Origin of the sequence: Amnibacterium endophyticum (assembly GCF_042680685.1) — a bacterium.
In the GTDB taxonomy this organism is placed as follows: domain Bacteria; phylum Actinomycetota; class Actinomycetes; order Actinomycetales; family Microbacteriaceae; genus Amnibacterium; species Amnibacterium endophyticum.
Window position 1 is genome coordinate 246840 of record NZ_JBHUEA010000001.1, and the last position, 22702, is coordinate 269541.

Here is a 22702-nt window from a genome sequence, read left to right on the forward strand (position 1 = left end):
GGCTGCGCCGTCGCCGCTCAGCGGTGACGGACGACCAGCCAGAGGAACTGCAGGTTCCCGAGCAGGTAGCGCCGCCAGAGGCGCCGCGGTTCGGTCAGGAGGCGGTGCAGCCACTCGACGCCGAGCCGCTGCAGGAGCTCCGGCGCTTCGCGCTTGTTCCCGGCGACGAAGTCGAAGGCCGCACCCACCCCGATGCACGGCATCTGCAGCTCCTGCGCCAGCCGCTCGGCGAGCCGGTCCTGCTTGGGCGTGCCGAGGGCGATCCACACCCGGTCCGCGCCGCTCGCAGCGATGCGGTCGCGGCAGAGCGCCACGTAGTCGGCGTCGACCTGCTCCTGGAACGGCGGGGCCCAGGCGCCGGCGATCTTCAGCTCGGGCCACCGGACAGCCGCAGCGCGCTCGATGCCCGTCAGGGTGTCCTCCGTGGTGCCGAGGAGGAACTCCCCGACCCCGGTGCCCGCCGAGCGGTCGAACGAGGCCGTGAAGAACGACGGGCCGCGGACCCGGCGCGCGTCGCGGCGGCCGCGCAGCAGTCGCAGGACGGCGGCGACCGGCGCCCCGTCCGGGAAGGAGACACCGGACCGGCGAGCGAGCGCGAGGTAGTCGTGGTCCTCGTGCATGGCCACGACCGAGTAGGCGTTGACGAGCCGCACGTCGATACCCCCACGACGGCGCTCGGTCCAGTCCTGCAACCACTCCACTGCTCGGTCCATCGTCGTGACGGCGACCGGCACGCCGGCGACCGACGCCTCATCGAAGGGGTGCGGGACGGCCGTGCGGCCCGACCCTCGCAGCCCGGACCTGTCCGAGCGGGAGGAGCGGGCGTAGAAGCCGTGGGAGTGAGAGGTCACGAGAGGTGCGGTTCCAAGGGTCGGCGTCTGGGGAGGAGCACGAAGCGGCGCCAGAGGAGCATTCTGGGCAGGACCAGGAGTTCGTCGCCACCCCCACTCCGGTTTGCATCGGGAACCCTCATGGGGGTGGCGGGTGTCTCCCGGCCGGTGGCGAGCCGCCCGGGCGCGACCGCGGCCCCGCCTCCCCCGACGACCACGACCACCACGAGGGCGAGGAGGAAGAGGGTCGCCGCCCGGTCGTCCGCGTTGTACGTGGCGATGGCGACGCAGAACGCGGCGGTGAGCATCGCGGCGGGCAGGTCGCGGCGTCGAACCGCAGTCGTGAGCAGCGCGGCGACGAGCGCCGCGACCACCAGCAGTCCGACGGCGCCGAGGCCGAGGAGGATCTGCAGGTACCAGTTCTCGATGTAGCGCAGGCTGAGGATCGCGTCGCCGACCGCGTCGGCAGCCGTGCCGCCACCGGTGCCCAGCACCGGATGCTGCGTCCAGGCGCTGAACACGATGTCGTACGTGCGCGTCCGCTGCGTGACCGAGCCCTGCGCCTCCGAGCTGCCGAACCGCTCGAGGAGCACGGGCAGCGCGACGGCCGTGATGGCCGCAGCGACGACGAGCACGGCCGCGAACCGGCGGAGCACGGCCCTGCCGGCGAACGCGGCCAAGATCGCCCCGACGACGCCCGCGACTCCGAGCGCGAGGAAGGCGCCGCGCGAGAGCGTCGTCACGAGCCCTCCCCCGGTGAGCACGACGGCGACCAGCGACCAACGGGAACCCCGTGCGAACGCGCCGACGGCGAGCGCGCAGCTGCACGCCAGGAACATGCCGAGGTAGACGGGGTGGTCGAGGGAGGCGGTCGACCGGTAGCCGGACCAGTTCTGGACAGCCGCGCCGCCGATGAGCTGGTCGACGGCGCCGTAGACGGGGTTGCGGCGAAGGACGTACTCCAGGACGGCGTAGGCACCGACGACGGCGCCGACCGCGGGCCAGACGCGGCGCAGTGACGCGGCCTCGCTGCGGCAGTCGCCGACGACGACGACGGCGCCGAGCGCGAGCAGGCAGTTCACGGTCCACGCCGCGCTGGCCCCGCGGTAGGGCGAGACGACCAGGCTGAGGACCGCGACCAGCAGCAGAGCGCTCACGATCGCGAGCACCGCCACGCCGCCGCGCGACGGCCACGGCCCGACCCGTCGTGCCGCGGCCGCCCGGCGCACCGACCAGATCAGGAGCAGCACCGCTCCGGGCAGCACGCGGTAGGGGATGAGCGCGTAGACCAGGATCGCCATCGTCGGGAGCGCTCTCGTCGGCACGGCGAACGCCGCGGCGAGCCAGAGCGCGGCGACGATGACGATGACGATGACGCCGTCCACCGGGGCGCTCCTCCCGAGCAGCGGTGCGCCGATGAGCGCCGCGGCGCTCATGAACCCGCCCAGGAGCAGCGCGAGCGGCGCCCAGAGGGCCGGGGACCGCGGCACCCTCATCGCGCACCCCCGACGTCCGCCTTCGCCGGGCCAGCCGGACGAGCCGACCGGCGCTGTCCGAACGGGCCGGCGCGGAGGAGATCGAGCCCGCTGCACCCTTCCGCCGACGGCCGCGACTGCGCGTGCCCTCCGACCACCACGACGACCACGAGGGCGAGCAGGAAGAGAGTCGCGGCGTGATCGTCGGCGTCGAACGTGGCGATGACGGTGCAGAACGTCACGGCGAGCATCGCCGCCGGCAGGTCGCGGTCGCGGGCCGCGGTCGTGATCAGCGCGACGACGAGGGCCGCGACCACCAGCAGGCCGACGGCACCGAGGCCGAGCAGGAGCTGCAGGTACCAGTTCTCGATGTAGCGCAGGCTGAGGATCGCGTCGCCGACCGCGTCCGCGGCAGTACCGCCACCGGTGCCCAGCAGCGGGTGCTGCGTCCAGGCGCTGAAGACGATGTCGTACGTGCGCGTCCGCTGCACGAACGAGCCGTGCGCCTCGGAGCTGCCGAACCGCTCGAGGAGCGCGGGCAGCGCGACCACCGCGACGGCTGCGGCGCCCGCGCCGACGACGAGCACGGACGCGAAGCGGCGGAGCACCGCCCTGCTCATCGCAACCGCCACGACCGCACCGACGAGGACCGCCACCCCCACCGCGAAGAAGGACCCGCGGGAGGACGTCGTCGCGAGGCCGCCCGCGGTGAGCAGGACCGCGACCAGCCACCAGCGGGAGCCGCGGGCGAACGCGCCGAGGGCGAGCACGCAGCCGCACGCGAGGAAGAGGCCGACCAGGATCGGGTGGCCGAGCGAGGCGGTCGACCGGTACACGGACCAGACCTGCTTGTCCACCTCGCCGTTGAGGGCGTAGACGGCGTCGTAGACGGGGTTGCTGCGCAGCAGGTGGTTCAGGACGGCATAGGCGCCGACGACGGAGCCGATGACGGGCCAGGCGCGCCGCAGCACCGCGGCCTCCTGCGAGAGATCGGCGACGCTCAGGACCGCCACGAGGGCGAGCACGCAGTTCACCGTCCACAGCGCGCTCTGCGAGCGGAGGGGGGAGAGGATCCAGGCGAGTACCGCGACGAGCACCAGGAGCAGCAGGACGGCGCGGACGACGAGTCCACGCCGCGGTCGCTCCGCCCCCGTCCGGCGCCCGGCGGCGGCCCGGCGGAACGCCCACACCACGAGCAGCACCGACCCCGGCGCGACTCCCGCGGCCAGCAGGTGCGGCATCAGCCGATACGGCACCAGCGCGTAGACGAGGAGCCCGATCGCCGGGACGACCCGGATCGGCACGACGAGCGCAGCCGCGAAGCCGAGCACGGCGAAGCCGAGCACCGCCCCCCTGCCGAGCAGCGGCGCGCCGAGCAGCGCGACGGCACTCGCCGAGCCGGCCAGGACCAGCCCGAGCAGGATGCGCGAGGACGCGGGCCACGGCGCCGTCATCACGTGGTCCTCGCGTTCCCGCGGCCCGTTTCCGCGCCGCGCAGGCCCGACCGGACGGCGTAGGCGAGCGCGTAGGCGACCGCCGGCAGGCCCGGCCGGCCGCGGACGACGCCCCTCGACACGACTCCGAGCGCCTGGCCCCATCGACGCGCGTCGACGGCCGTCCGGAGCGGATACCGGGACAGGAGGAAGTCGCCGTACTCGCGGCGGCGGCCGAACGACTCGAGCAGCTCCGCCTCCGCCCAGCGCATGGAGGCGCCGACGTCGATGGACTTGGTGATGGATCCCGGGCTGTCGTCCATCTCCACGAGCGCTGCCGGTGCCTGCGCGACGCGGAGGTGCGGGTGCGCGCGGTAGAGGTCGATGAGCCAGGTCAGGTCCTGGTGGAACCGGAGGTCCGTCCGCCAGGGCACCTCGAGCGCCAACCGGCGCGGGAACAGCAGGGTCGAGGTGGGCAAGGCCCCCTTGCCCCCGCTTCGGCGCAAACGGAAGGCGTAGCCCAGCAGGTCCTCGTCCGGCGTCTTCAGCCTCTTCGGGTAGACCGAGCCGTCCTCCCGCAGGATCCGGCAGCCCGCGACCCAGGCCTCCTCCGCCCCCAGCGGCGCGACGTGCTCGAGCAGCGCCGCGCCGAAGCCGGGCAACCACCGGTCGTCGTCGTCGAGCAGCGCCACGAGCGGTGTCCGCGCGGCGCGGACGCCCGCCATCCGGGCCGTGTTCCCGCCCGCCCGAGGTCCGACCTCGACGACGCGCACGCGTGCGTCCGCGAACATCGGGAGCGGCCGGGTGCCGTCGTTGCACACGATCACCTCGCCGACGGGAGACGTCTGGTCGAGGACGGACCGCACGGCCCGGGGCAGGCTCGCCCGCCCGGTCGTCGGGATGACCGCCGTGACGTCCTCGGTGCGCAGCTGCCCGATCCCGGTCATCCGGCCAGCTCCCTGAGCGCGTGGGCGTAGCAGGCGGCGACGGCGGCGGGATCCCGCTCGTCCAGGAGCCGCCGCTGCCCGGCGACGGCGATCGCCGCGTAGCGCCGACGGTCGTCGATCAGGGATCGGAGCGCGTCGGCCGCACCGTCGGCATCGCCCGCCGTGAACTGGATGCCGCTCGTATCCGGCTCGTGGAACTCGACCGCACCGCCCCGGTCCGGCGTGATGACCGGGATGCCGGCGAGCATCGCCTCGCCGACCGAGCGACCGCTCGGTTCCCGGTCGTTCGCGACCATGAGGGCGTCGAGGTCGGGGTAGATCTCGGCGGGCGGGCGCCGCCCCTGGAACAGGACCCGCCCGGGCGCCGTGGACTCGGCGAGGTCGCGCAGGCCCTCCGCGTACCGACCGCCGTCGACACCGGGGCTGCCGTAGACGACGAGCACGGCCTGCGGCACCTGGGCGACCGCGGCGATTGCGAGCTCGATGCGCTTCTCCGGGTCGAGGCGGCCGACGACGCCGAGACGGAAGGGCGCCCGGGGAGCGTCACGCGGGGGCGCCGCGGGGCCCTCCATCGGCCGCGGCACGATGCGCTGGGGAGCCCTGATGCGGCGGGCCCACTGGGCGGTCGAGCGGCTGATCGCGATCAGGCCCGAGGAGAGGGACCCGAGCAGGTGGACGGCCAGCAGGTCCCCCCGACCGCGGGGCATGTCGTGCAGGTCCAGGACGAAGCGGGTCGGTGTGCCGAGGGCACGGCAGAGCGCCACCACCGGCAGCAGGTAGAGGCTGAACACGACGGCGACAGCGGGGCGCTCGGCGAGGAGCGCGCGGCCGAACGCGAGGACGGTCGCGGCACGACCGTGCGCCGTGGCGATCCGTCGCACGCGGAGGCCCGGCCGCTGCCGGAGGAACGCGGTGGTCGATTCGGACGAGCACCACACCTCCACGGCCATCCCGTGCTCGGGCAGCCGCGAGGCGATCGCGCGGAGGCTGTGCTCCGCGCCCCACGGCTCGGCCGCTCCGCTGAGGAAGACGACTCGCTGGCGCGGGTCACGGCGCTCCCCGGCGGCGCTGCGCCAGAGCTCCCCTGCCGCGGCCATGTCGCCCGTCGCTCGTCGCTCATCCATGGACGTACCGGGAGCGGAGGACGGCCAGCCCCAGCCCCGCGAGCGCGCCGACGACCATGCCGAGCGCCAGGTCGATCCAGTCCTCGGCCCGCAAGGACGCGGCGGCGAGGGTCATCATCAGGGCGACGCCGAAGCCACCCGCGGCCCCGGCCAGAACCAGCCACCAGCCGTTCCGGAGGACCTGCGCGGAGTCGCCGGCCCCCGTGCTCCCGGCCCCGGTCCGGCGCCGGGCGGCGGCCCCCGCCCTGAGTGCGCCAGCGACGTGCCAGACGAATGTCGGCAGCGAGGTGACGTAGCGCTTCGCCATCGATCGGGGGTCGCGGAGCGTCCTGTGGAGCCACTCGACGCCGAGGCGCTGCATCCACAGCGGGCTCCGCGGCACTGTGCCGGCGATGAACTCGATCGTCGCGCCGACGCAGAGGACCACGCCGCGGTCGAGCGCGTCGAGGACCTCGAGCGCCAGCCGCTCCTGCTTGGGCACGCCGAGGCCGACGAAGATCAGGTCGGCGCCTGCGTCGGCGATGCGGGCCACCAGCGCCTCCCGAGCCCGCGGATCGGCGAGCTCCGCGGGCGGCACCGGCTCCACCAGCACGACGCGCAGCCTGGGGTTGCGCCGCACCAGCTCGTCGGCGGCCAGGCGAGCCGAGTCGTCCCGGCCGCCGACGATCGCGACGCGACGATCTGGTGCGCAGAGCAACGGCGTGAGGTCCGAGCCGGTGACGCGGGTGCGGGCGGAGCGGGCGCCGAGGAGCCGCAGCGCGGCGACGAGCGGCCAGCCGTCCGGGGTCGCCATGCTGGCCGAGCGGAACGCCTCGGCCAGATGGGGCGAGCGGTCAGCCTGCTCGACCTGCGCCATGTTCGGTGTGAGCACCAGGTGCGGCCGGTCCGAGTCGACGAAGCCGTCGATCCGCGCCTCGGCCTCCCGATAGGTCAGCGGCTCGCAGAAGATCCGGCCGATGGCGTAGGCGCCAGGCGGGACGGACCCGTCGAGCACCGGCCGGGAGCACGAGCCCGCACCGCGGCGACGACCTCCGGAGTGGTTCACTCGCCGGTCACCCTGCGCTGTCCGGCCGCGCGGCGCACCGACCCCAGCCGCCTCCGGTGGGCGAGGACCGCGGTCGGCGCCAGCAGCACCCCGCCGACCCCGAGCACGACGGCCCGGCCGAAGCGACGCTCCGACGCGGCCATCGCCGCGCTGCGCAGCAGCCGCTCCGACCGCCACCTGGTGTGGAGCCTCCGCTGTCGAGGAGCCGAGTAGGCGGATCGGAACCAGCGCTGCAGATCGTCGAAGGCGATCTCGTCCCGACCCGCTCGGCGGCGACGCCGGTTCTCCCCGATCAGCAGCCACGCCATGCGCTCGGTGATGAAGGTGCGGTGCGCGACACCGGTCGTGTTCATCCGGTAGCGCAGCAGCGGTCGTCGCACGCCGTCGCGGGTGAAGCGCTCGTCGAACCTGGAGAAGAACTCGGGCAGCTCGGAGGTGCGCCAACACGGGTCGAACAACAGGTCGTCGAAGACCTCGCGCTTGACGAGCAGCGCCGAGGGCCACCACAACTCCTCCCGCACGGCTCCCAGCCGCTCGCCGAACTGCTCGACGAACCAGGCCCCGATCAGGTCGAGCCGCGGATCGTCCGCGGCGAACGCGAGCTGCACCTCCAGCTTGTCCGGGAGCCAGACGTCGTCCGCGTCGAGCAGCGCGATCCACCGCCCCCGGGCCAGCCCGATACCCGTGTTCCGAGCAGCCGACACACCGGCGTTGGCGGGGAGGCGGACGAGTCGGACCGCGGGTTCATCGCGCGCGATCCGTTCGACGACGGCCGCCGTGGCGTCGGAGGAGGCGTCGTCCACCACGAGCACCTCGAGCGGCGGCACGGTCTGGTTCAGCGCTGAGCGGATCGCGGCCTCGACCGTCTCGCAGGAGTCGTACGCCGGCACGACCACGGACACGCTCATCGTCCCGCCCCGCCTTCCACGCGCGGGGTCGCGACCGTCCGCCCGACGACCAGGACCACGACCAGGATCAGCAGCGAGCCGAGGTCCTCCAGCGTCTCCTCCGCGAACATCATCGGCAGGTAGCCGGGTTGCGCGTCATCGGTGCCCCGCCACTCGAGCCACTCGAAGCCCTGCGCCAGCACCCAGCAGGCGGATCCCGCGACGAAGAGCGGGATCGCGCGCGGTGCCTCCGTGCGGAGACGCCTGAGCAGCAGGACCCCGACGACGATGCAGGCGGCGAACACGGGCAGGTAGAGCTTGATCCAGTTCACCCCCGTGAATCGCTGCAGGTGCTCGTGGATCGCGAGGACCTCGTCGAAGGCCGAGAAGACGAGCCCGATCCCCAGCAGCCGGTAGAGCAGCGCGGGCGGCGCGACGACGAACACGACCAGACCCCCCGCGAGGAGCAGACCGCCGCTGACGACCGCCGGGACGCTGCGCTCCCCGTCCATGTCGAGCAGGTGGTAGGCGAAGGTGCCGAAGGGAAGCAGGAAGCGGGAGACGAGGCCGAGCACCAGGGTGATCGCGATGATCACGACACCGCGCACCAGCACGCGCCGCGGATCGACCTGGACCACCCGCGCCCTCGCCGCCGCCCGTCGTCCGTCCGCAGCACGACGTCGAGCGGGTGCAGAAGGGCCGGCACGGGACGGGGACTGGGCCAACGGGGATCCTTCGATCGGGGCGGAAGCGCCGAGCCCGACTGCGAGGAATCGCCGGATGTCGAGACGACATCGGACCGGGCGCATCCGAGTTCGACGCCCGCTCCGGAGGTGAGGTGGGTGTATGCAGTCTACGGAGGGGCGCGAGCGTCGCCTCCACGCCCCCGTTCGGGGCACAGCGCGATCACGCAGGACCGACTCGGAGGTGCAGATGGGGACGCTTCGTCGCCTCCCGCGCCGTCGATCACCCCGGCTGCCCCTGGCGGCCGCGATCCTGGCCGCTGCCGGGGTCGTGATCGTCGCACTGCTCGCCCTTGCGGCGCAGCAGAGCGCCGGTGGATCGCGCACCGCCCCGCCGTGGCGGCTCCCGCCCGCGAACTCCGGGTTCGACTACCAGATCGGGGGCCCGTACTCCCCGCAGCCCCGTGCCGCGGTCGTCGTGCGCGACCGGGACACGAAGCCCGCGCCGCGCCACTACAACGTCTGCTACGTCAACGCCTTCGAGACCCAGGTGGTCGACGAGGGGTTCTGGATGCGGCGGCACCCCGATCTGCTGCTGCGCATCGACGGGTCACCGGTCGAGGATCCGAACTGGCCGGGACAGTACCTGCTCGACACGTCGACCGCCGAGCACCGTGCGGCCCTCGTGAAGATCGTGTCCGCCTGGATCCGGGGCTGCGCGGCCAAGGGGTTTGACGCCGTCGAGTTCGACAACCTCGACTCGTGGTACCGGTCGAACGATCGCATCAGCGTCGCCGACAACCTGGCGTTGGCGCGCTCCCTCGTCGACGTCGCACACGACCATCGGCTCGCCGCAGCGCAGAAGAACGGAGCGGTGCTCAAGGACGAGGGCCGCGAGACCGCAGGATTCGACTTCGCGATCACGGAGTCCTGCGAGGTCTTCGACGAGTGCGACTCGTACACCGACGCCTACGGCGCGCGAGTGTTCGAGATCGAGTACACGGACGAGTCGGGCGACCCGTTCCCCCGCGCGTGCGCTGCGCGGGGCGGTCGGATCTCGATCATTCTGCGCGACCGTCTGGTGGTGCCGGAGGGGAAGCCGGACTACCGGTACGACGCCTGCTGACAGTGCCCGGACCGCCCCAGAGGGGGGTACGGACGCGGCGTGTCGCGCTCGTCCGAGCAGCGCTCGGGATGCTCGTCCGCCACCATCGGGTCCCGCGCGACGCGAGGGGGACGCAATGCGGGTGACGAGGCAGCAGGCCCTGTTCAGCGGGCTCCTGACCGTGCTGATGCTCGCGACCGGCGCGCTCCTGATGCCGACCGAGCACTCGCCCGACACCGGCGCGGTCGCCCCGGCCGCGGTGAGCCGCCCGTAGGCGTCAGCGGACGTCGGCCGGCACCGCCGCCTCGAGGAAGTCGGGACCGCCGGGCAGCATCGTGGAGTAGACGACGCGATACATGCCCATCGCGCTGTCGAGGTGGAAGTACCGCTCCACCCGCTCCTGCGCGTTGCGCGAGAGCGCCTCGTACAGCACCCGGTCCTGCAGCAGCCGCCCCAGCTTGGCCGCCAGGTCCTCCGGCCGCCGCGGCTGGGCGAGCAGGCCGCAGGGGCCGAGCAGGACGGCTTCATCGTCGATCGTGACGCGGATGTCGTCCTCGACCAGCTGCTTCATGCCGCCGACGTAGGTGCCGATCGTCGGCAGCCCGACCGTCATCGCCTCGAGGACGACGATGGGCTGCCCCTCGTTGTGACTCGGCAGCACCAGCGCGTCGTAGCCCCCGAACCGCTCGCGCAGGTTGACGGTGCCGAGGAAGCGGACGCGTCCGTCGAGCCCGAGCTCGTGCGCGCGGCGCTTGCACGCCTCGACGTACGCGGGCTGCTCGTTCTCGGGGCCCATCACGTCGAGCTCCCAGTTGGTCACCCCCGCCTCGAGCAGCAGCGCGAGCGCTTCGAGCAGGTCCATCTGGCCCTTGATCGGCACCACCCTCGCGGCGCACGCGAGCCGCCAGATGCGGTCGTCCGCGTCGCGCTCCTGCCGGTTGCGGTACTCGTCCCTCGCCGCAGCGAAGTCGGCCGGTCGTACCCCGTTCGGCAGCACGTGCGACTTCTCCCCCGGCCCCCCGAGGGCGGCGGCCTCTCGGATCGCGTCCGGGTACAGGTAGCTGATGAAGTCCGCGGCCCGGTACGCGACGACGCCGCTGCGCGCGAACCAGCCGAGCCAGCCCCGCAGCTTCGGGTCGACCACCGCGGTCGTCGGCTCGAAGTCGGCCGTCGTGTACTCCGTGATCGTGCGCCACTCGTCGACCGACACCTCGGTGGCGAGGCTGCGGTTCATCAGCGTGTTGATCGTGTCGCGGACGTAGAGGTTGTGCTCGGTCAGGAAGAAGCTGGTGCCGTGCTGCCGGGCCGCCGCAGCGGCGAGGAGACCGGCGGCGCCCGTGGTGTGGGAGTGGTAGACGTGCGCCTTCGGGAAGTGCAGGTCACTCACGCAGTAGGCCAGCGAGAAGAACTCGCGGACCTGCCAGAAGAGATCGGCGAAGGACAGCCCCGAGCCCGCGAAGTACTGGGTCGCGGCCTGCATGAACTCCGTCGAGGACAGCAGCGGCCAGAGTCGGAAGGTCCGGGTCACCGGGTTGACGCCGTCGTCCCAGAGCGCCCACAGCGGCCCGTCGTCGCCGGCGAAGTGAGCGTCGAGGGCGTCGAAGAGCCGCGTCACGACCGCGCGGCGGTGCCGCCCGGGGACCCGCGAGTCCCGCGGCCTGAAGGCCTTGAAGGTGCCCGCGTGCTCCTGCAGGCTCTGGTAGACCGGCATCACCCACTGCACCTGGGGCGGCACGTCGTAGAGCGGGACGGTCGGCGAGCTGCGGTCCCATGCGATGTGGATGATCCCGATCCGGTAGTCCGGGTGGGCCTCGCAGAGCTGGTGGACGACCGCGGACAGCCCGCCCTTCAGGTAGGGGTAGGTCGACTCGCACACGATCGCGATGTCGACCTCCGGGAAGTCGGCCGCCACCTGGGCGGCCGTGGGCTCGAGGCCCTCGTCGATCGAGCTCATGCGTAGACCTCCCAGGACGACGCGGTGCGGGCGAGACCGGTGACGACAGAGTCCAGGCGCCGGCCCAGGTCCTGCTGCAGGACGAGGTCCGGCGCTGCGGAGGACAGCCCCTCCTGGTCCGCGTAGGCGACGGCGTGCACGGCCACCTCGCGGGCGCGGGCCGCGTCGACCGCGGGCAGCACCGTCTCGCGGATCCAGCGAACCTCGCCGACCGGCGCGTGCCGGGTGACGGAGGGCGCCATGTCCTCCAGCAGGACGGCGTCCAAGCCGGCGATGCGGTCCCAGAGCGCGAAGGCGCGGTTGACGAACCAGCGCACCGGCCGCTCCGCCCCGTCCTCCACCAGACGCAGGAAGCGCAGCGCGGTCGCCGGGTCCTCCGGCAGGAGCCGGTCGAGGTCGTCGACGAACAGCCCGCGGCTGCGGCCGCCATCGAGCGCCAGAGCCTCGAGCGCCGTCCGGACCGCCCAGTCCATCCCGGCGGGCGTCGCCGGGTCGATCCTCGGCAGGTTCCAGCGCTGGTCCCAGCCGGCGACGGGGGCGCCCGGGGCGCCGTGCTCGAGCAGCCAGGGGTCGACCGAGGTCGGGTTGACGTAGACGTAGCGGCGGGCGTGCGGGAAGCGCTCGGCGTAGCCGCCCTCCGCGGCGAGGGCGTGGTACGGCTGCAGCACCACGTCGGCGTGCCGCTGCGCCGTGGACCACGCCGCATCCGGCTGGTCGGTGCCGAAGTAGATGAGCGCCCGCCTCACCACTGCACCGCCCGCCGCCAGAAGAGCGCGTGCTCGGGTCGGTGCATCACGCGACGCGACACTCCGACGGCGACGAGCGCGTAGGCGCCGTAGAGCGCGGCGGCCGTGCCCAGGACGGCGACGTCGGGCAGCCCCATCGAGATGCCGCCGACGACGACCACGAGCGCGCAGGCGCCGAGCACCCCGAGCGGCACCGCCGACCCGAGCATCCCGAGCGTGTAGCCCTGCATCATGGCGGCGACGGCGGCGAAGGCGGCGAGGACCACCACGACGAGCAGCTGCCCGTCGCGCCAGTGCATGACCACCGCACCGCTGATCATGGCCATCGACAGCAGCAGCAGCAGCGCGGTCGCCTGGCCCACTCCGGCCCGGACGCCACGGGTGAACCGCTCGAACTTCGCCCGCGCCTCCGGATAGGGCAGGGCGTGCAGGGCGTCCCGCGCGCCGTCGAGCAGCCGCCACCCGGGGTCGACCGTCCGGACGAAGAACAGCTGGTGGGCGAGGACGCCCGGCAGCAGGGCGATGTAGACGAACCCGATCGAGGAGAGCCGCACGTCGAGCAGCCACACGACAGCGGGAATGCTCCAGAGGGGCAGACCTTCAGCGGCGCCGCGCAGCGCGGCGACGGCGGACGCGCGCCAGCCGACCTGCAGCGGCTCCCACGCCTGACGGTGCTGCCGCCGCCGGAGCCCGACGACCGCGAGCGTGGCGGCCTGCAGCAGGATCGCGGCGACCGGCGGCGCCCACAGCCACGTCGGCACCAGGAGCAGGACCACCACGTACGCGGACCACGGCAGCACCAGCAGCAGCGGCGCACGCAGGGCGTACGCGGGCACGATCAGCGCCCCCATCGCGACGTGCAGGACCAGCAGCCCGAAGAACGCGCCGAAGAGCGAGAGCGGCAGCTGCCGGGCGGCGCCCACGCCGATGCTCGCGAACAGCATGAGCGGGCCCACGACGAGGAGCGCCGGCAGCGCGACCCTGAGGACCGTGCGCGCCACGTGGTTCGGGTCGGCACCGCGATCACCGAGGAGGTGCAGGTAGACGGGAGCGGCGACGGCCTGAGCCAGAGTCGGCGTGATCACGGCGCAGCTGACCATCAGGACGCTCAGCCCGATCCCGGCGACCCGGGCGGCGTCCAGCTGCTCGACCACGAAGGGGTAGGTGAGCCCCAGCGCCAGCACCGGGAAGAACTGGGCGACGACCATCGCCCAGGGCTTCGACGCCAGCAGCAGGTGCGGGCGCGACGGATCCGTGCCGAGCGGATCGACCGCGAGCGCATCGAGATCAGAGGGCTCGTCCAGCAGGTCCTGGCGAGGGGAAGAGGTCATCGGGGTCCTCGGGCGTCGGGGAGCCGCTGACGGCCGCCCGCGAAGGGTCGATCCGCGCAGACGTCGTCGTGGTGCTGCCTCCGGCTGGGTGTTCCCGAGACGTCAGAACCATAAACGGCCCTCGGACGGGGGGCAAGACCCCGCTGCCGGACATCGGCTTCCGTCCTCGTCGCGCGGACCTCCGCGCGGTGCCCGAAGATCGGAGCACCCCGCTCCTACGGTGCTCGCGATGCCGTTGATCAGTGACCCCCGACACCGCCTCCTCGCAGCGATCGCCTCACTGGTGGTGCTCGTCCCGCTGCTCGCGGCCGGACCCGCCCACGCGGCGGGCCCCGACGACCCGCGCCCGTACGGCCGCTTCGGCGCTCCGCTGGCCGTCGACCCGCACAGCACCGCCGCTCAGCAGCTCGCGAAGCCCCACAGCGCGAAGGTCAAGGCCGCCATCGGCGTGATCGCCAGCAGGCCGATGGCGAACTGGATCGGTGGGCAGAGCCCCGCCGAGGCGGAGGACCTCGTATCGCGCATCGTCACCGGGGCAGGGCAGCGGCGCTCCGTCGCGCAGCTCGTCATGTTCAACCTGCCGAACCGGACCTGCGGCCGGGACGACCACTTCGCGGTCACCACCCCCCGGTCCTACCGCGCCTGGGTCCGCGGCTTCGTCCGCGGACTCGGGAAGCGCAGGTCCATCGTCGTCATCGAGCCCGACTCCGTCGCCATGGCCACCTGTCTGCCGATCCGGCAGCGTCTCGTCCGCTACGCGCTCGTCGCCTATGCCGTCCGCCAGGTCCGGGCCCAGGGCTCGTGGGCCTACATCGACATCGGGCACTCGAAGTGGCTGAGCACGCGGGTCGCGGTCAACCGGCTGCGCGCCTCCGGCATCCGTGCGGCTTCCGGCTTCAGCCTGAACGTGTCGAACTTCCGCCCGGACCGCGAGCTCATCCGCTACGGCAACGCGATCTCGAAGCGCGTCGGCGGCCGGCACTTCGTCATCGACTCCAGCCGCAACGGCATGCCCGCCGGGAACACGGAGTGGTGCGGGCCCGCGGGGAAGGGCCTCGGCCGGGCGCCCACCGCCAGGACCGGGGTGCGCCGGCTCGACGCCTACCTCTGGATCAAGGACCCGGGAGGCTCCGACGGCGCGTGCAACGGCGGGCCTCCTCCCGGGGCCTGGTACCAGAAGTACGCGCTGATGCTGGTGCGGAACGCCCGGCTCCGCTGAGCACGGACGGCGCCCGGTCAGGACTGGGGCAGCTGGCTGACGACGACGGTCTGCAGGCGAGCCGCCAGAGTGCGCTCGTCCCCCGCGTCGAGGTCGCCGGGGCTGTTCGGGCTGCCGTTCAGCCACGCCTGCTGGATCGGGTCCACGAAGCTCAGCCCGAACGCGCCCGAGGCGTTCTGCAGGGTCGTCCGCAGCTGGGTCACGGCGTCGGCGGGCGCGTCGTCGTCCGTGACCGGACCGATCACGGCGATCTTCGCCCGCGGCGCCCGCGTCTGCACCGCGGAGATCGTCTGCGAGGCCGCCCGCGAGACCCTCAGCTGTGAGGCTCCGACATCGGCGATCCCACCGAAGATCACCACCAGGTCCGAGTCCTGCGGGACCCGTGAAGCCTCCTCGAGGAAGGTGCGGCCGTCCGCACCCTCTGCGAGGTACCCCGCGCCGGCGGACGCGAAGGTGCGCACCTGCACGTCCGCGTCGGTCGCCAGCAGCGAGGTCCAGCGCTGGGCCGCCCCGACGCCCGGCGCCGACTGGGTGGTCGTGCCGTCCCCGATCACCGCGACCAGGGGCAGCGCGCTCGCGGTCGGCCTCGTGAGCGGCGGCGGCGTGTACTGCCGGGACTCGACGTCGGCGTCCGCCCCTTCCGCTCGCATCCGCATCACGGTGACGGTGACGAGTGCGAGAGCGACGACGACGAGGACCGCGACCACGGTGTTGCGCAGGATCCGGCGTCGTCCCGTGCCGCGCCGCGTACCCGCCCCCATGGCTTCAGCATATGGGTGCGAGGCGGGCCGCTCCCGGGCCGGAACGCCCCGCCGGGCGCGTTGCCCCGCCGGCTCCGCCCGGGCAGACTTCCCCTCCATCCGCTCCGCCGGACGGGTCGCACGCCATGAGGAGGCCGCCGATGACGGACGAACCCGGTCCGAGCCGCATCGGTCCGGACCGCCGCGGGCGCTCCGTACCGCCGACCCCGGTGACGGGCGTCGGCCCGAGGAACCCGATCATCGCGACGCGACGGTTCGTGCTCGGCACCGCCATCGCCGGGGCCGCGGTCGCGAACGCGGCGCACCTGCTCCGCGCGCCGACGGCCGACCCCTACGCGGGAGGCCGAGTGCTCGACGGGGAGGGCGTGCGGACGACCGTGCTCGACCCGACGGACCCGGTGTTCGGCGCCGTGGGCGACGGGATCGTGCTGGGCGATCTCGTGGCGCAGGCCGGCTCGACCACCGTGAGCTCGGCTACCGCACCCTTCACGTCGACCGAGCGGGACCGCGACAAGCTCGTCGTCTGGCGCGGCGTGGGCGACGAGGTCGCGACGGGGATCATCGAGTCCGTCCGGTCCCCCACGGAGGCCGTGCTGCGCTCCGCGGCGGCGGCTTCGTCGCAGCGGGACGGCGGTCCGAACACCAACGCCGCCGTGGGCACGGACAACACCGCGGCCCTGAACGCCGCCTTCCGGGCCGCCCAGGCGGCCACCGCCTCCGTGGCGCCGGAGCGCCGCCGCCAGGTCCCGACGACGGAGGTGCACCTCCCCCGCGGCGTCTTCCTCACCCGCGCGCTCGACCCCTTCGAGCAGGCCGGCGTCACGGTCTCCGGGGAGGGGCGCTTCAGCACGATCCTCGCCTCCGTCGACGATGGCGCGTGGATGCAGCTGTCGCCCTTCGACGCGGACCCGAGCGATGCGTTCCAGGGGAACGCCTTCGACTGGACGTTCCGGGACATCCAGTTCCTCAACCCCGCCTTCGGCAACACCTCGAGCGAGGGCCGGAGGACCGGCCGCGCCGTCCAGGACAACGGGAGCGGCGGCACGCGGATCATCTCGTGCTCCTTCATCGGCCTGTCGTACGGCTTCTGCGGCGCTCACGGGTCGGACTTCTCGGAGATCCGCGAGGCCGTGTTCAGCAACTGCGACGTCGGGTTCTACTTCGGCCCCGGCAGCCAGCAGCTCGAGATCACCAAGACCGACGCCACCCAGTGCCGGGAGGGCGCCGTCTTCGAGGGCGCGCCCCACTGGCACATCGGCGGCGCGTCCTCGTTCGAGGACCCGTCCGTGTCCGCGATCACGATCGAGGCGAAGGCATCGGGACGCACGCGGCTCGGGGTGCCGGTGGACGTGGGGGGCGCCTTCTACTCGGGCAAGTTCCTGATCGATCAAGCCGCCTGGTTCGAGACCAACTCGGGCGGCAACGGGCGAACCTGTCCCCGCATGATCTGGGTCCGCGGCGAGAGCCCGTTCGAGATCCCGGTCGAGGGCGTCGTGGTCCGGGACGCCTACGTCATCGCCGGAGGCGACCAGGTGCCGGACGCCGGTACCGCGTTCCTCGAGCTCGAGACCGCCCGCGCCTCCCCCGAGGCGGTCGTGATCGAGTCCCTGGTGATGGGCGGGGACTACTTCAACGCCGTCTTCCGCAACTCCGGGACGGCCGACACCTCGAGCCCGCGCCTCGTCGCGATCGCTGCGCCGGACTCGGTCGCCCTCACCGCCGGCCCCGCCGCGGGCGCGAAGATCCTGCTGCGCGACGGCTCGTCGCGCGCCGCCCTCCGCATGGCGGCGCCCGCAGCGGAGCAGACCCCGCTCCGGCTCGTCGCCCGGAGCGGTCAGGGCGCGACGCCCCTGCTCTCGACCGGCCCCGCCGCTTCGGACGGCGACGTGTCGGGCATCGCGGGCGGCGGTGCGCTGCTCGACGCCTTCCGCGCGGAGCGCTCCGCCGGGGGCGAGGTCGAGATCGACGCGAACACCTGCAACTACTTCAGCTGCTCGATCAGCGGCAGCACGGCGCTGCGCATCGTCAACCCGCCGCGCGGCCCGAGTCAGCGACTCGTGGTCGAGGTCGTCGCCGACGGGCAGGACCGCGCCGTGACCTGGCCGTCGGACTGCCGCTTCGCCGCCGGCGATCCTCCGGGGCGGGTGCGCGCGAGCACGCGGACCTCCGTCACATTCTCCTGGCACCCGTCGGCGGCGCTCTGGATCGAGACCGCCCGCGCCGTCGACGTGCCCGCCTGAGACGGAGCGCCGCGGCGGGGCGGCCCCTGTCCGTCCCCCGCTTGTATGCTCCTCGGCGCCCGACGCCCATCGGTGCCGAGGACCGGTCCTCGACCAGGTCGGACCCGTCGGTCCCGGCACGCCCCGCTCGATCGAAGGTCCCCATGCACCGTGTCAGCCGTTCGGGACGACGGGCCCTGCCGGGCGGCGCGATGCCCGGAGTCCTCCGCGTCGCGCTCGTGCACAAGATGCCGACGCCCTACCGCGTCCCCGTCTTCGACCTGGTGGACGACCAGCCGGACGCGGACGTCACCGTCGTCTACTCCAGCCAACGGGAGCCGAACCGGCGCTGGACGGTGGCGGAAGGACGCGCCCGGTCCGTGTACCTGACCGAGCGGCTGCTGAACCTCGGCGAGAACAAGTACGTGCACCTCAACTGGGGCGTCGGCCGCACGCTCCGAGGGATCCGACCGCACGTGGTGATGACCAACGGGTACAACGTCACGGACCTGCTCGTCCTCCTTCACGCACGGCGCACCGGCGCAGGCGTCGTGTGCCAGATCGACGGCACCCCCGACTCGGAGCGGACCCTCACCCCGGTGCACCGCCTCGTCCGGCGCCTGGCGCACCGCTGGACCGACGCCTACGCGGGACCGAGCGAGAAGTCGCTGGAGCTGTTCCGGTCGTTCGGGGCGACCGAGCACCAGGTCTTCTGGTCGCCGCTCGCGGTCGACAACACTGCCTTCCCCGCTCCCCCGCTCGAGGGCCGCGAGTTCGACCTGCTGTTCTCCGGCCGCCTCACCGACGTGAAGAACCCGCTGTTCGCAGTGCGCGTCGCCGGACGGACGGCGGAGCGACTCGGGCGCCGCGTCTCCCTCCTGGTCACCGGCTCCGGCGAGCTCGAAGAGGCCATGCGCGAGGAGGCCCGGCGGTTCCCGGCGCTCGATGTGACGTTCCGCGGCTTCCTCCAGCAGGACGAGCTGCCGTCGGCCTACGCGTCGGCGAAGGTCTTCCTCTTCCCCACCACCTGGGACCCATGGGGGCTGGTGGCGAACGAGGCCGCGGCTGCGGGGACGCCGACGATCATCTCCCCCGCGGCGGGTGCGGCGGACGAGCTGATCCGCGACGGCGAAGGGGGACTGGTCCTCCCGCTCGACGAGGCGCACTGGGTCGACGCCGCCGTCCGCCTGCTGCGGGACGAGGACGAGTGGCGTCGACTCTCCACGGGGTCCCGGGACCGCGTGGCCGACTACACCTGGCAGGCCGCGGCCGACGGGCTCGCGGCCGCGATCCGCGCCGCCGGCGGCGCCGCGGCCGCGCGGGCCCGCCCGTGATCATCGCGATCCTCGCCTGCCACGACAGGCGGACGCTCACCGAGCGCGCGCTCGTGAGCCTGCGCACCGCGGCCGAGGAGGCCGGTGTCGACGTGCGCGCGGTGCTGTTCGACGACGGCTCGACGGACGGCACGGCCGATGCCGCTCGCGCGGTGATGCCCCCCGGGTCGCTCGAGGTCCTGCAGGGCTCGGGCGACGCCTTCTGGGCGAAGGGGATGGCGACCGCGGAGGCGCATGCGCTCTCGACGGCCGCCGACACCGACCTCCTCCTCTGGCTGAACGACGACGTCCACCTGCACCCCGACGCGCTCTCGATGCTGCTCCAGGTGCTCGACGCCCGCACCGACCGCATCGCCGTCGGCGCGACGACGGACCCGAACAGCGGCGACGTGAACTACGGGGGGTACGAGCACATCGGCCCTCACCCGCTGCGGTTCCGCCACGTCGAGCTCGGGGACCGCCCCCAGCCCCTCGACACGCTCAACGGCAACTGCGTGCTCGTCCCGGTCCCCGCGGCGCGGCGCCTGGGCGGCATCGAGGGCACCTACTCCCACGCGCTCGCGGACATCGACTACGGGCTGCGGGCGAACGCGGCCGGCATCACGCCGCTGCTCGCGCCCCGTCCGGTCGGCACCTGCCCGTCCCACGGGCCGAGCGCTCGACGGACGCTGCGCGCCGAGTGGGCGGCGTACCGGTCGGTCAAGGGCGGCGGCCACCCGGCGTCCATGCGGCAGGTCCTGCGCCGCGTCCGACCGCGCACCTGGCTGTTCTGGTTCCTCTGGAGCTCCGCGAGCTGGTGGCTCCGAGCGCTGCGGTCGAGGGTCGGGGCCCGCTAGTCGCGGTCGGAAGGCACCGCCGGAAGCTGGTACCACGCGTCGAGCAGCCCCGGCAATCGACCCGCGCTCCAGCGATCCGTCGGCTCGGGCATCGGACGGGCGAGCGCCTCCACGATGCCCTCGACGAGGGCATCGACCACATCGGGACGGACCGGAGCGACCACACCGCCGTTGTCGCACAGGCGCACCGTGGCCTCGCCGCCGCTGCCCGGCATCACGACGGCCGGCAGCCCGCCGGCCGCGGCTTCACCGACGACCCACGGCGACCCCTCGCGCGCGGAAGGGTGCACCAGGAGCCTGCTGGAGGACATGGTCGCGAGCGCGACCTCGCGCGAGACGGCACCGCGGAACTCGACGCGGTCCGCGACGCCGAGGTCTGAAGCGAGCCGCTCGAGCTCCGCCCGAAGCGGTCCGTCGCCCAGCACGACGAGCCGGAGGCCGGCCAGGCGCTGGTCGGCGATCGCGCGCACGGCCAGCCACGGCCGCTTCCGCGGGACCAGGTGCCCCGCCATCACGAGCGCGTCGGCGGACACGGAGCCGAGCCGGTCCCGGCGCTCCACGACGATGTTGGGCTCGAGCACGACGGGGCGCCCGTGCCGTGCAACGAACGCCCGGGAGTGGTCGTTGTTCGCGATCACCAGGTCCGCGCGGCGTACGTTACGCGCCGCGACGGCCTCGGCGATCCGCACCGCGGCCGCGCCGACCGCTGCCACCCGCCCCGCCCCGCCAGAGGCGGACGCCGGAACCGACAGCGGCCCCCAGACCACGCGCTTCGCGACCCCCGGCGCGAGCACGGGCGGCAGTACCGCGGAGGCGAAGGTCACCTGATGGGCGACGTCGAGGCGGACGCTCGACGCGAGCCGTCGGAGCCGGCGTCGGGCGCCCGGCAGCCAGGCCAGATAGCTCTGACGCGTCCGCGCGTCGCCGTAACGGTGCAGTACCGGACCGGGCACCGGCACGGGGTGGAGGACCACGCGGTCGCCTGCGGGGTGGCGTTCGAGCCCGCTGCGGACCGCGGCGTCGTCCCGGGCGTCGAAGAGCAGGTGCACCCGGTCCGTCGCCGATCGCGACAGCAGGGCGTCGAGCACCGACCAGCCGACCCCGGCCTCGCTGCCCGCCGTGGGATGGATGGTGAAGGAGACCAGGGCGACGACGTCGGACATCGCGCTCAGTCTTGCGCGAGCCGTCCGCATCCGCCACGCTGCTGACGGCGGCGACGGCAATCCAACGGCGCGGCCGCCCCGAACGAGGTACGACGGGAGAACCCGTTCTCCGTGATGAGCGGCTATATTCGCTGCTGGCCTCGGGCGCCCGACCTGGCCGGATGCGACCGCACAGGCCGTCGTGAACGCGGCTGCGGAACCCGAACCCGCGCCGAGGAAGAGACGCACTTGGACATCCGCGACTTCCTGCGCACCCTCCGACGCAACTGGGCTGTGATCGTCGCCACGCTCGCGCTCTTCCTGAGCGTCGCGTCGGCGTACACGCTGCTGCAGCGTCCCGTCTACTCGGCCTCGGCGACCGCCATCGTGGCGAACGGCGCCAATGCGACCGTCAACGACCGCGCTCAGGGAGCGGTGCTCGCCCAGGACCTGGTCAGCACCTACTCCGGGCTCGCGACCAAGGCCGCGGTGCTGCAGCGCGTCATCGACGAGCTCGACCTCTCCACCTCTGTCGCGCAGCTGCGCCAGAACGTCTCCGCGTCGGTACCGGCGGAGACGCAGCTCATCACGATCTCTGCCGATGCTCGGGCACCGCGGGACGCTGCTCGCATCGCGAACTCGGTCACCCGCAACCTCGGGCGCGAAGTCGCAGAGCTCTCGCCCGACGCGAGCGGCGCGCAGGCCGCGGCGCAGGTCGTGCAGGTCGACCCCGCCACCGCACCCACGTCGCCCAGCAGCCCCAACACCGTGCTGAACCTCGGGGTCGCCGTCATCCTCGGACTGCTGGCCGGAGGCGGGCTCGCGGTGCTGCGTCAGCGCCTCGACACCCGCATCCGCGACGAGGACGCGATGCGCGAGGTGGTCGCCGCACCGGTGCTGGGCGAGATCCTGGACGACCCCCGAGCCGACAAACGGCCCCTCATCACCGCGGCGGGGGACGACAGCCGGCGCGCGGAGGCCTTCCGCACGCTGCGCACCAATCTGGAGTTCCTCGACTACGACCGAGGTGCCCGTTCGATGGTCGTCACCTCCTCGCTCCCGCAGGAGGGCAAGTCGGTCACCGCCGCGAACCTCGCGGTCGTGCTGGCAGAGGCCGGACGGCAGGTGATCCTGATCGACGCCGACCTGCGCCGACCACGCGTCGCAGAGATGTTCGGGCTCGAAGGCCGGCTGGGCCTCACCGACGTGCTGATCGGCGCGACCGAGTTCGACGATGCGCAGCAGGCCTGGGGCGGGCAGACCGGGCTGACGTTGCTGCCCGCAGGCCGCATCCCGCCGAACCCGAGCGAGCTGCTGCAGTCCGACGCCATGATGGGCCTCATCGAGGATCTGGAGGAGCGGTTCGACGTCGTGCTGTTCGACACGCCGCCGCTGGTCCCCGTCTCGGATGCGGCGATCCTGACCCGACGCACCAGCGGTGCGCTGCTCGTCGCAGCGGCGAACCGGACGCGTCGGCCCGACCTGCGCCGCGCCGCGGAGCGGCTGCATCAGGTCGACGGCACCCTGCTCGGCACGGTGCTCACCATGGTCCCGTCCAGGCGATCCGCGCTCTACGGCTACGAGCGCCTCGCCCTCCCGACGGTCGCCGGCGAGACGTCGTGACCCGCCAC

The 22702-nt window shown here is 73.4% G+C and carries 20 protein-coding genes; 7 read left to right on the plus strand and 13 right to left on the minus strand.

Features of this window, described 5'->3' with window-relative positions; translation table 11 throughout:
• Positions 1 to 17 precede the first annotated feature (17 nt).
• The 8 genes from ACFSBI_RS01175 to ACFSBI_RS01210 are packed head-to-tail and all read right to left on the minus strand — an operon-like array spanning position 18 to position 8379.
• Positions 18 to 851: a WecB/TagA/CpsF family glycosyltransferase gene (locus ACFSBI_RS01175; protein WP_377931355.1), complete on the minus strand. Its 834-nt coding sequence runs from the start codon at positions 849 to 851 to the stop codon at positions 18 to 20.
• Positions 848 to 2326 (minus strand): O-antigen ligase family protein, encoded by a 1479-nt coding sequence (locus tag ACFSBI_RS01180; protein ID WP_377931356.1) that lies wholly within the window; start codon positions 2324 to 2326, stop codon positions 848 to 850. Before ACFSBI_RS01180 ends, ACFSBI_RS01175 begins: the two co-directional genes overlap by 4 nt.
• A complete protein-coding gene (locus ACFSBI_RS01185; RefSeq protein ID WP_377931357.1) occupies positions 2323 to 3759 on the minus strand; it encodes an O-antigen ligase family protein in 1437 nt (478 codons plus the stop codon). The genes ACFSBI_RS01180 and ACFSBI_RS01185 overlap by 4 nt, the downstream gene beginning before the upstream one ends.
• Positions 3759 to 4685, minus strand: coding sequence for a glycosyltransferase family 2 protein (locus ACFSBI_RS01190; RefSeq protein WP_377931358.1), 927 nt, complete (start codon positions 4683 to 4685; stop codon positions 3759 to 3761). The genes ACFSBI_RS01185 and ACFSBI_RS01190 overlap by 1 nt, the downstream gene beginning before the upstream one ends.
• Positions 4682 to 5809, minus strand: a complete 1128-nt coding sequence (locus ACFSBI_RS01195) for a glycosyltransferase family 4 protein (protein ID WP_377931359.1) — start codon at positions 5807 to 5809, stop codon at positions 4682 to 4684. Before ACFSBI_RS01195 ends, ACFSBI_RS01190 begins: the two co-directional genes overlap by 4 nt.
• Entirely contained in the window at positions 5802 to 6803 is a 1002-nt protein-coding gene (locus ACFSBI_RS01200; RefSeq protein ID WP_377931360.1) for a WecB/TagA/CpsF family glycosyltransferase, read from the minus strand. Before ACFSBI_RS01200 ends, ACFSBI_RS01195 begins: the two co-directional genes overlap by 8 nt.
• A 47-nt stretch (positions 6804 to 6850) precedes the next feature.
• Positions 6851 to 7762: a glycosyltransferase family 2 protein gene (locus ACFSBI_RS01205; protein WP_377931361.1), complete on the minus strand. Its 912-nt coding sequence runs from the start codon at positions 7760 to 7762 to the stop codon at positions 6851 to 6853.
• Positions 7759 to 8379: a hypothetical protein gene (locus ACFSBI_RS01210; RefSeq protein ID WP_377931362.1), complete on the minus strand. Its 621-nt coding sequence runs from the start codon at positions 8377 to 8379 to the stop codon at positions 7759 to 7761. The genes ACFSBI_RS01205 and ACFSBI_RS01210 overlap by 4 nt, the downstream gene beginning before the upstream one ends.
• A gap of 295 nt (positions 8380 to 8674) precedes the next feature.
• On the opposite strand from ACFSBI_RS01210, the gene ACFSBI_RS01215 reads away from it, so the two are divergent.
• Together ACFSBI_RS01215 and ACFSBI_RS01220 are read left to right on the plus strand one after the other, a co-directional pair.
• Positions 8675 to 9550 (plus strand): endo alpha-1,4 polygalactosaminidase, encoded by an 876-nt coding sequence (locus tag ACFSBI_RS01215; protein WP_377931363.1) that lies wholly within the window; start codon positions 8675 to 8677, stop codon positions 9548 to 9550.
• A 115-nt stretch (positions 9551 to 9665) separates the two neighbouring features.
• Positions 9666 to 9803, plus strand: coding sequence for a hypothetical protein (locus tag ACFSBI_RS01220; protein WP_377931364.1), 138 nt, complete (start codon positions 9666 to 9668; stop codon positions 9801 to 9803).
• Between the two features lie 3 nt (positions 9804 to 9806).
• Here the strand turns inward: ACFSBI_RS01220 and pelF are convergent, their stop codons facing one another.
• The 3 genes from pelF to ACFSBI_RS01235 are packed head-to-tail and all read right to left on the minus strand — an operon-like array spanning position 9807 to position 13560.
• Positions 9807 to 11483, minus strand: coding sequence for a GT4 family glycosyltransferase PelF (gene pelF / locus ACFSBI_RS01225; RefSeq protein ID WP_377931365.1), 1677 nt, complete (start codon positions 11481 to 11483; stop codon positions 9807 to 9809).
• On the minus strand, positions 11480 to 12229 hold the full coding sequence (locus ACFSBI_RS01230) for a hypothetical protein (RefSeq protein ID WP_377931366.1): 750 nt from the start codon (positions 12227 to 12229) through the stop codon (positions 11480 to 11482). The genes pelF and ACFSBI_RS01230 overlap by 4 nt, the downstream gene beginning before the upstream one ends.
• The gene (locus tag ACFSBI_RS01235) at positions 12226 to 13560 is read right to left on the minus strand and encodes a hypothetical protein (protein ID WP_377931367.1); all 1335 of its coding nucleotides are present in this window, start codon (positions 13558 to 13560) and stop codon (positions 12226 to 12228) included. Before ACFSBI_RS01235 ends, ACFSBI_RS01230 begins: the two co-directional genes overlap by 4 nt.
• Before the next feature lie 229 nt (positions 13561 to 13789).
• On the opposite strand from ACFSBI_RS01235, the gene ACFSBI_RS01240 reads away from it, so the two are divergent.
• On the plus strand, positions 13790 to 14779 hold the full coding sequence (locus tag ACFSBI_RS01240) for a glycoside hydrolase family 6 protein (RefSeq protein WP_377931368.1): 990 nt from the start codon (positions 13790 to 13792) through the stop codon (positions 14777 to 14779).
• Between the two features lie 17 nt (positions 14780 to 14796).
• On the opposite strand, the gene ACFSBI_RS01245 is transcribed toward ACFSBI_RS01240, so the two are convergent.
• On the minus strand, positions 14797 to 15540 hold the full coding sequence (locus tag ACFSBI_RS01245) for a GDSL-type esterase/lipase family protein (protein ID WP_377931369.1): 744 nt from the start codon (positions 15538 to 15540) through the stop codon (positions 14797 to 14799).
• Positions 15541 to 15680: 140 nt separating this feature from the next.
• Here ACFSBI_RS01245 and ACFSBI_RS01250 point away from each other — a divergent pair, with 140 nt between their 5' ends.
• The 3 genes from ACFSBI_RS01250 to ACFSBI_RS01260 all read left to right on the plus strand — a co-directional run bounded on the left by ACFSBI_RS01250 (position 15681) and on the right by ACFSBI_RS01260 (position 19929).
• Positions 15681 to 17780 (plus strand): hypothetical protein, encoded by a 2100-nt coding sequence (locus tag ACFSBI_RS01250; protein WP_377931370.1) that lies wholly within the window; start codon positions 15681 to 15683, stop codon positions 17778 to 17780.
• A gap of 191 nt (positions 17781 to 17971) precedes the next feature.
• Positions 17972 to 19093 (plus strand): glycosyltransferase family 4 protein, encoded by a 1122-nt coding sequence (locus tag ACFSBI_RS01255; RefSeq protein ID WP_377931371.1) that lies wholly within the window; start codon positions 17972 to 17974, stop codon positions 19091 to 19093.
• Entirely contained in the window at positions 19090 to 19929 is an 840-nt protein-coding gene (locus ACFSBI_RS01260) for a glycosyltransferase family 2 protein (RefSeq protein ID WP_377931372.1), read from the plus strand. Before ACFSBI_RS01255 ends, ACFSBI_RS01260 begins: the two co-directional genes overlap by 4 nt.
• Here ACFSBI_RS01260 and ACFSBI_RS01265 read toward each other — a convergent pair.
• Complete coding sequence (locus tag ACFSBI_RS01265; protein ID WP_377931373.1) at positions 19926 to 21092, minus strand: glycosyltransferase; 1167 nt, start codon at positions 21090 to 21092, stop codon at positions 19926 to 19928. The genes ACFSBI_RS01260 and ACFSBI_RS01265 overlap by 4 nt on opposite strands.
• A gap of 228 nt (positions 21093 to 21320) precedes the next feature.
• Between ACFSBI_RS01265 and ACFSBI_RS01270 the strand changes: the two genes are divergently transcribed.
• Complete coding sequence (locus ACFSBI_RS01270) at positions 21321 to 22694, plus strand: tyrosine-protein kinase domain-containing protein (protein ID WP_377931374.1); 1374 nt, start codon at positions 21321 to 21323, stop codon at positions 22692 to 22694.
• Positions 22695 to 22702: the final 8 nt, after the last annotated feature.

Excerpts from the sequence above, each read along its gene's own strand:
- ACFSBI_RS01215 (WP_377931363.1), top strand. The coding sequence starts at position 8,675 with ATGGGGACGCTTCGTCGCCTCCCGCGCCGTCGATCACCCCGGCTGCCC.
- ACFSBI_RS01265 (WP_377931373.1), bottom strand. The coding sequence starts at position 21,092 with ATGTCCGACGTCGTCGCCCTGGTCTCCTTCACCATCCATCCCACGGCG.
- ACFSBI_RS01250 (WP_377931370.1), top strand. The coding sequence starts at position 15,681 with ATGACGGACGAACCCGGTCCGAGCCGCATCGGTCCGGACCGCCGCGGG.
- ACFSBI_RS01190 (WP_377931358.1), bottom strand. The coding sequence starts at position 4,685 with ATGACCGGGATCGGGCAGCTGCGCACCGAGGACGTCACGGCGGTCATC.
- pelF (WP_377931365.1), bottom strand. The coding sequence starts at position 11,483 with ATGAGCTCGATCGACGAGGGCCTCGAGCCCACGGCCGCCCAGGTGGCG.
- ACFSBI_RS01220 (WP_377931364.1), top strand. The coding sequence starts at position 9,666 with ATGCGGGTGACGAGGCAGCAGGCCCTGTTCAGCGGGCTCCTGACCGTG.
- ACFSBI_RS01240 (WP_377931368.1), top strand. The coding sequence starts at position 13,790 with ATGCCGTTGATCAGTGACCCCCGACACCGCCTCCTCGCAGCGATCGCC.
- ACFSBI_RS01235 (WP_377931367.1), bottom strand. The coding sequence starts at position 13,560 with ATGACCTCTTCCCCTCGCCAGGACCTGCTGGACGAGCCCTCTGATCTC.
- ACFSBI_RS01195 (WP_377931359.1), bottom strand. The coding sequence starts at position 5,809 with ATGGATGAGCGACGAGCGACGGGCGACATGGCCGCGGCAGGGGAGCTC.
- ACFSBI_RS01245 (WP_377931369.1), bottom strand. The coding sequence starts at position 15,540 with ATGGGGGCGGGTACGCGGCGCGGCACGGGACGACGCCGGATCCTGCGC.
- ACFSBI_RS01180 (WP_377931356.1), bottom strand. The coding sequence starts at position 2,326 with ATGAGGGTGCCGCGGTCCCCGGCCCTCTGGGCGCCGCTCGCGCTGCTC.
- ACFSBI_RS01205 (WP_377931361.1), bottom strand. The coding sequence starts at position 7,762 with ATGAGCGTGTCCGTGGTCGTGCCGGCGTACGACTCCTGCGAGACGGTC.
- ACFSBI_RS01255 (WP_377931371.1), top strand. The coding sequence starts at position 17,972 with ATGCCCGGAGTCCTCCGCGTCGCGCTCGTGCACAAGATGCCGACGCCC.
- ACFSBI_RS01185 (WP_377931357.1), bottom strand. The coding sequence starts at position 3,759 with ATGACGGCGCCGTGGCCCGCGTCCTCGCGCATCCTGCTCGGGCTGGTC.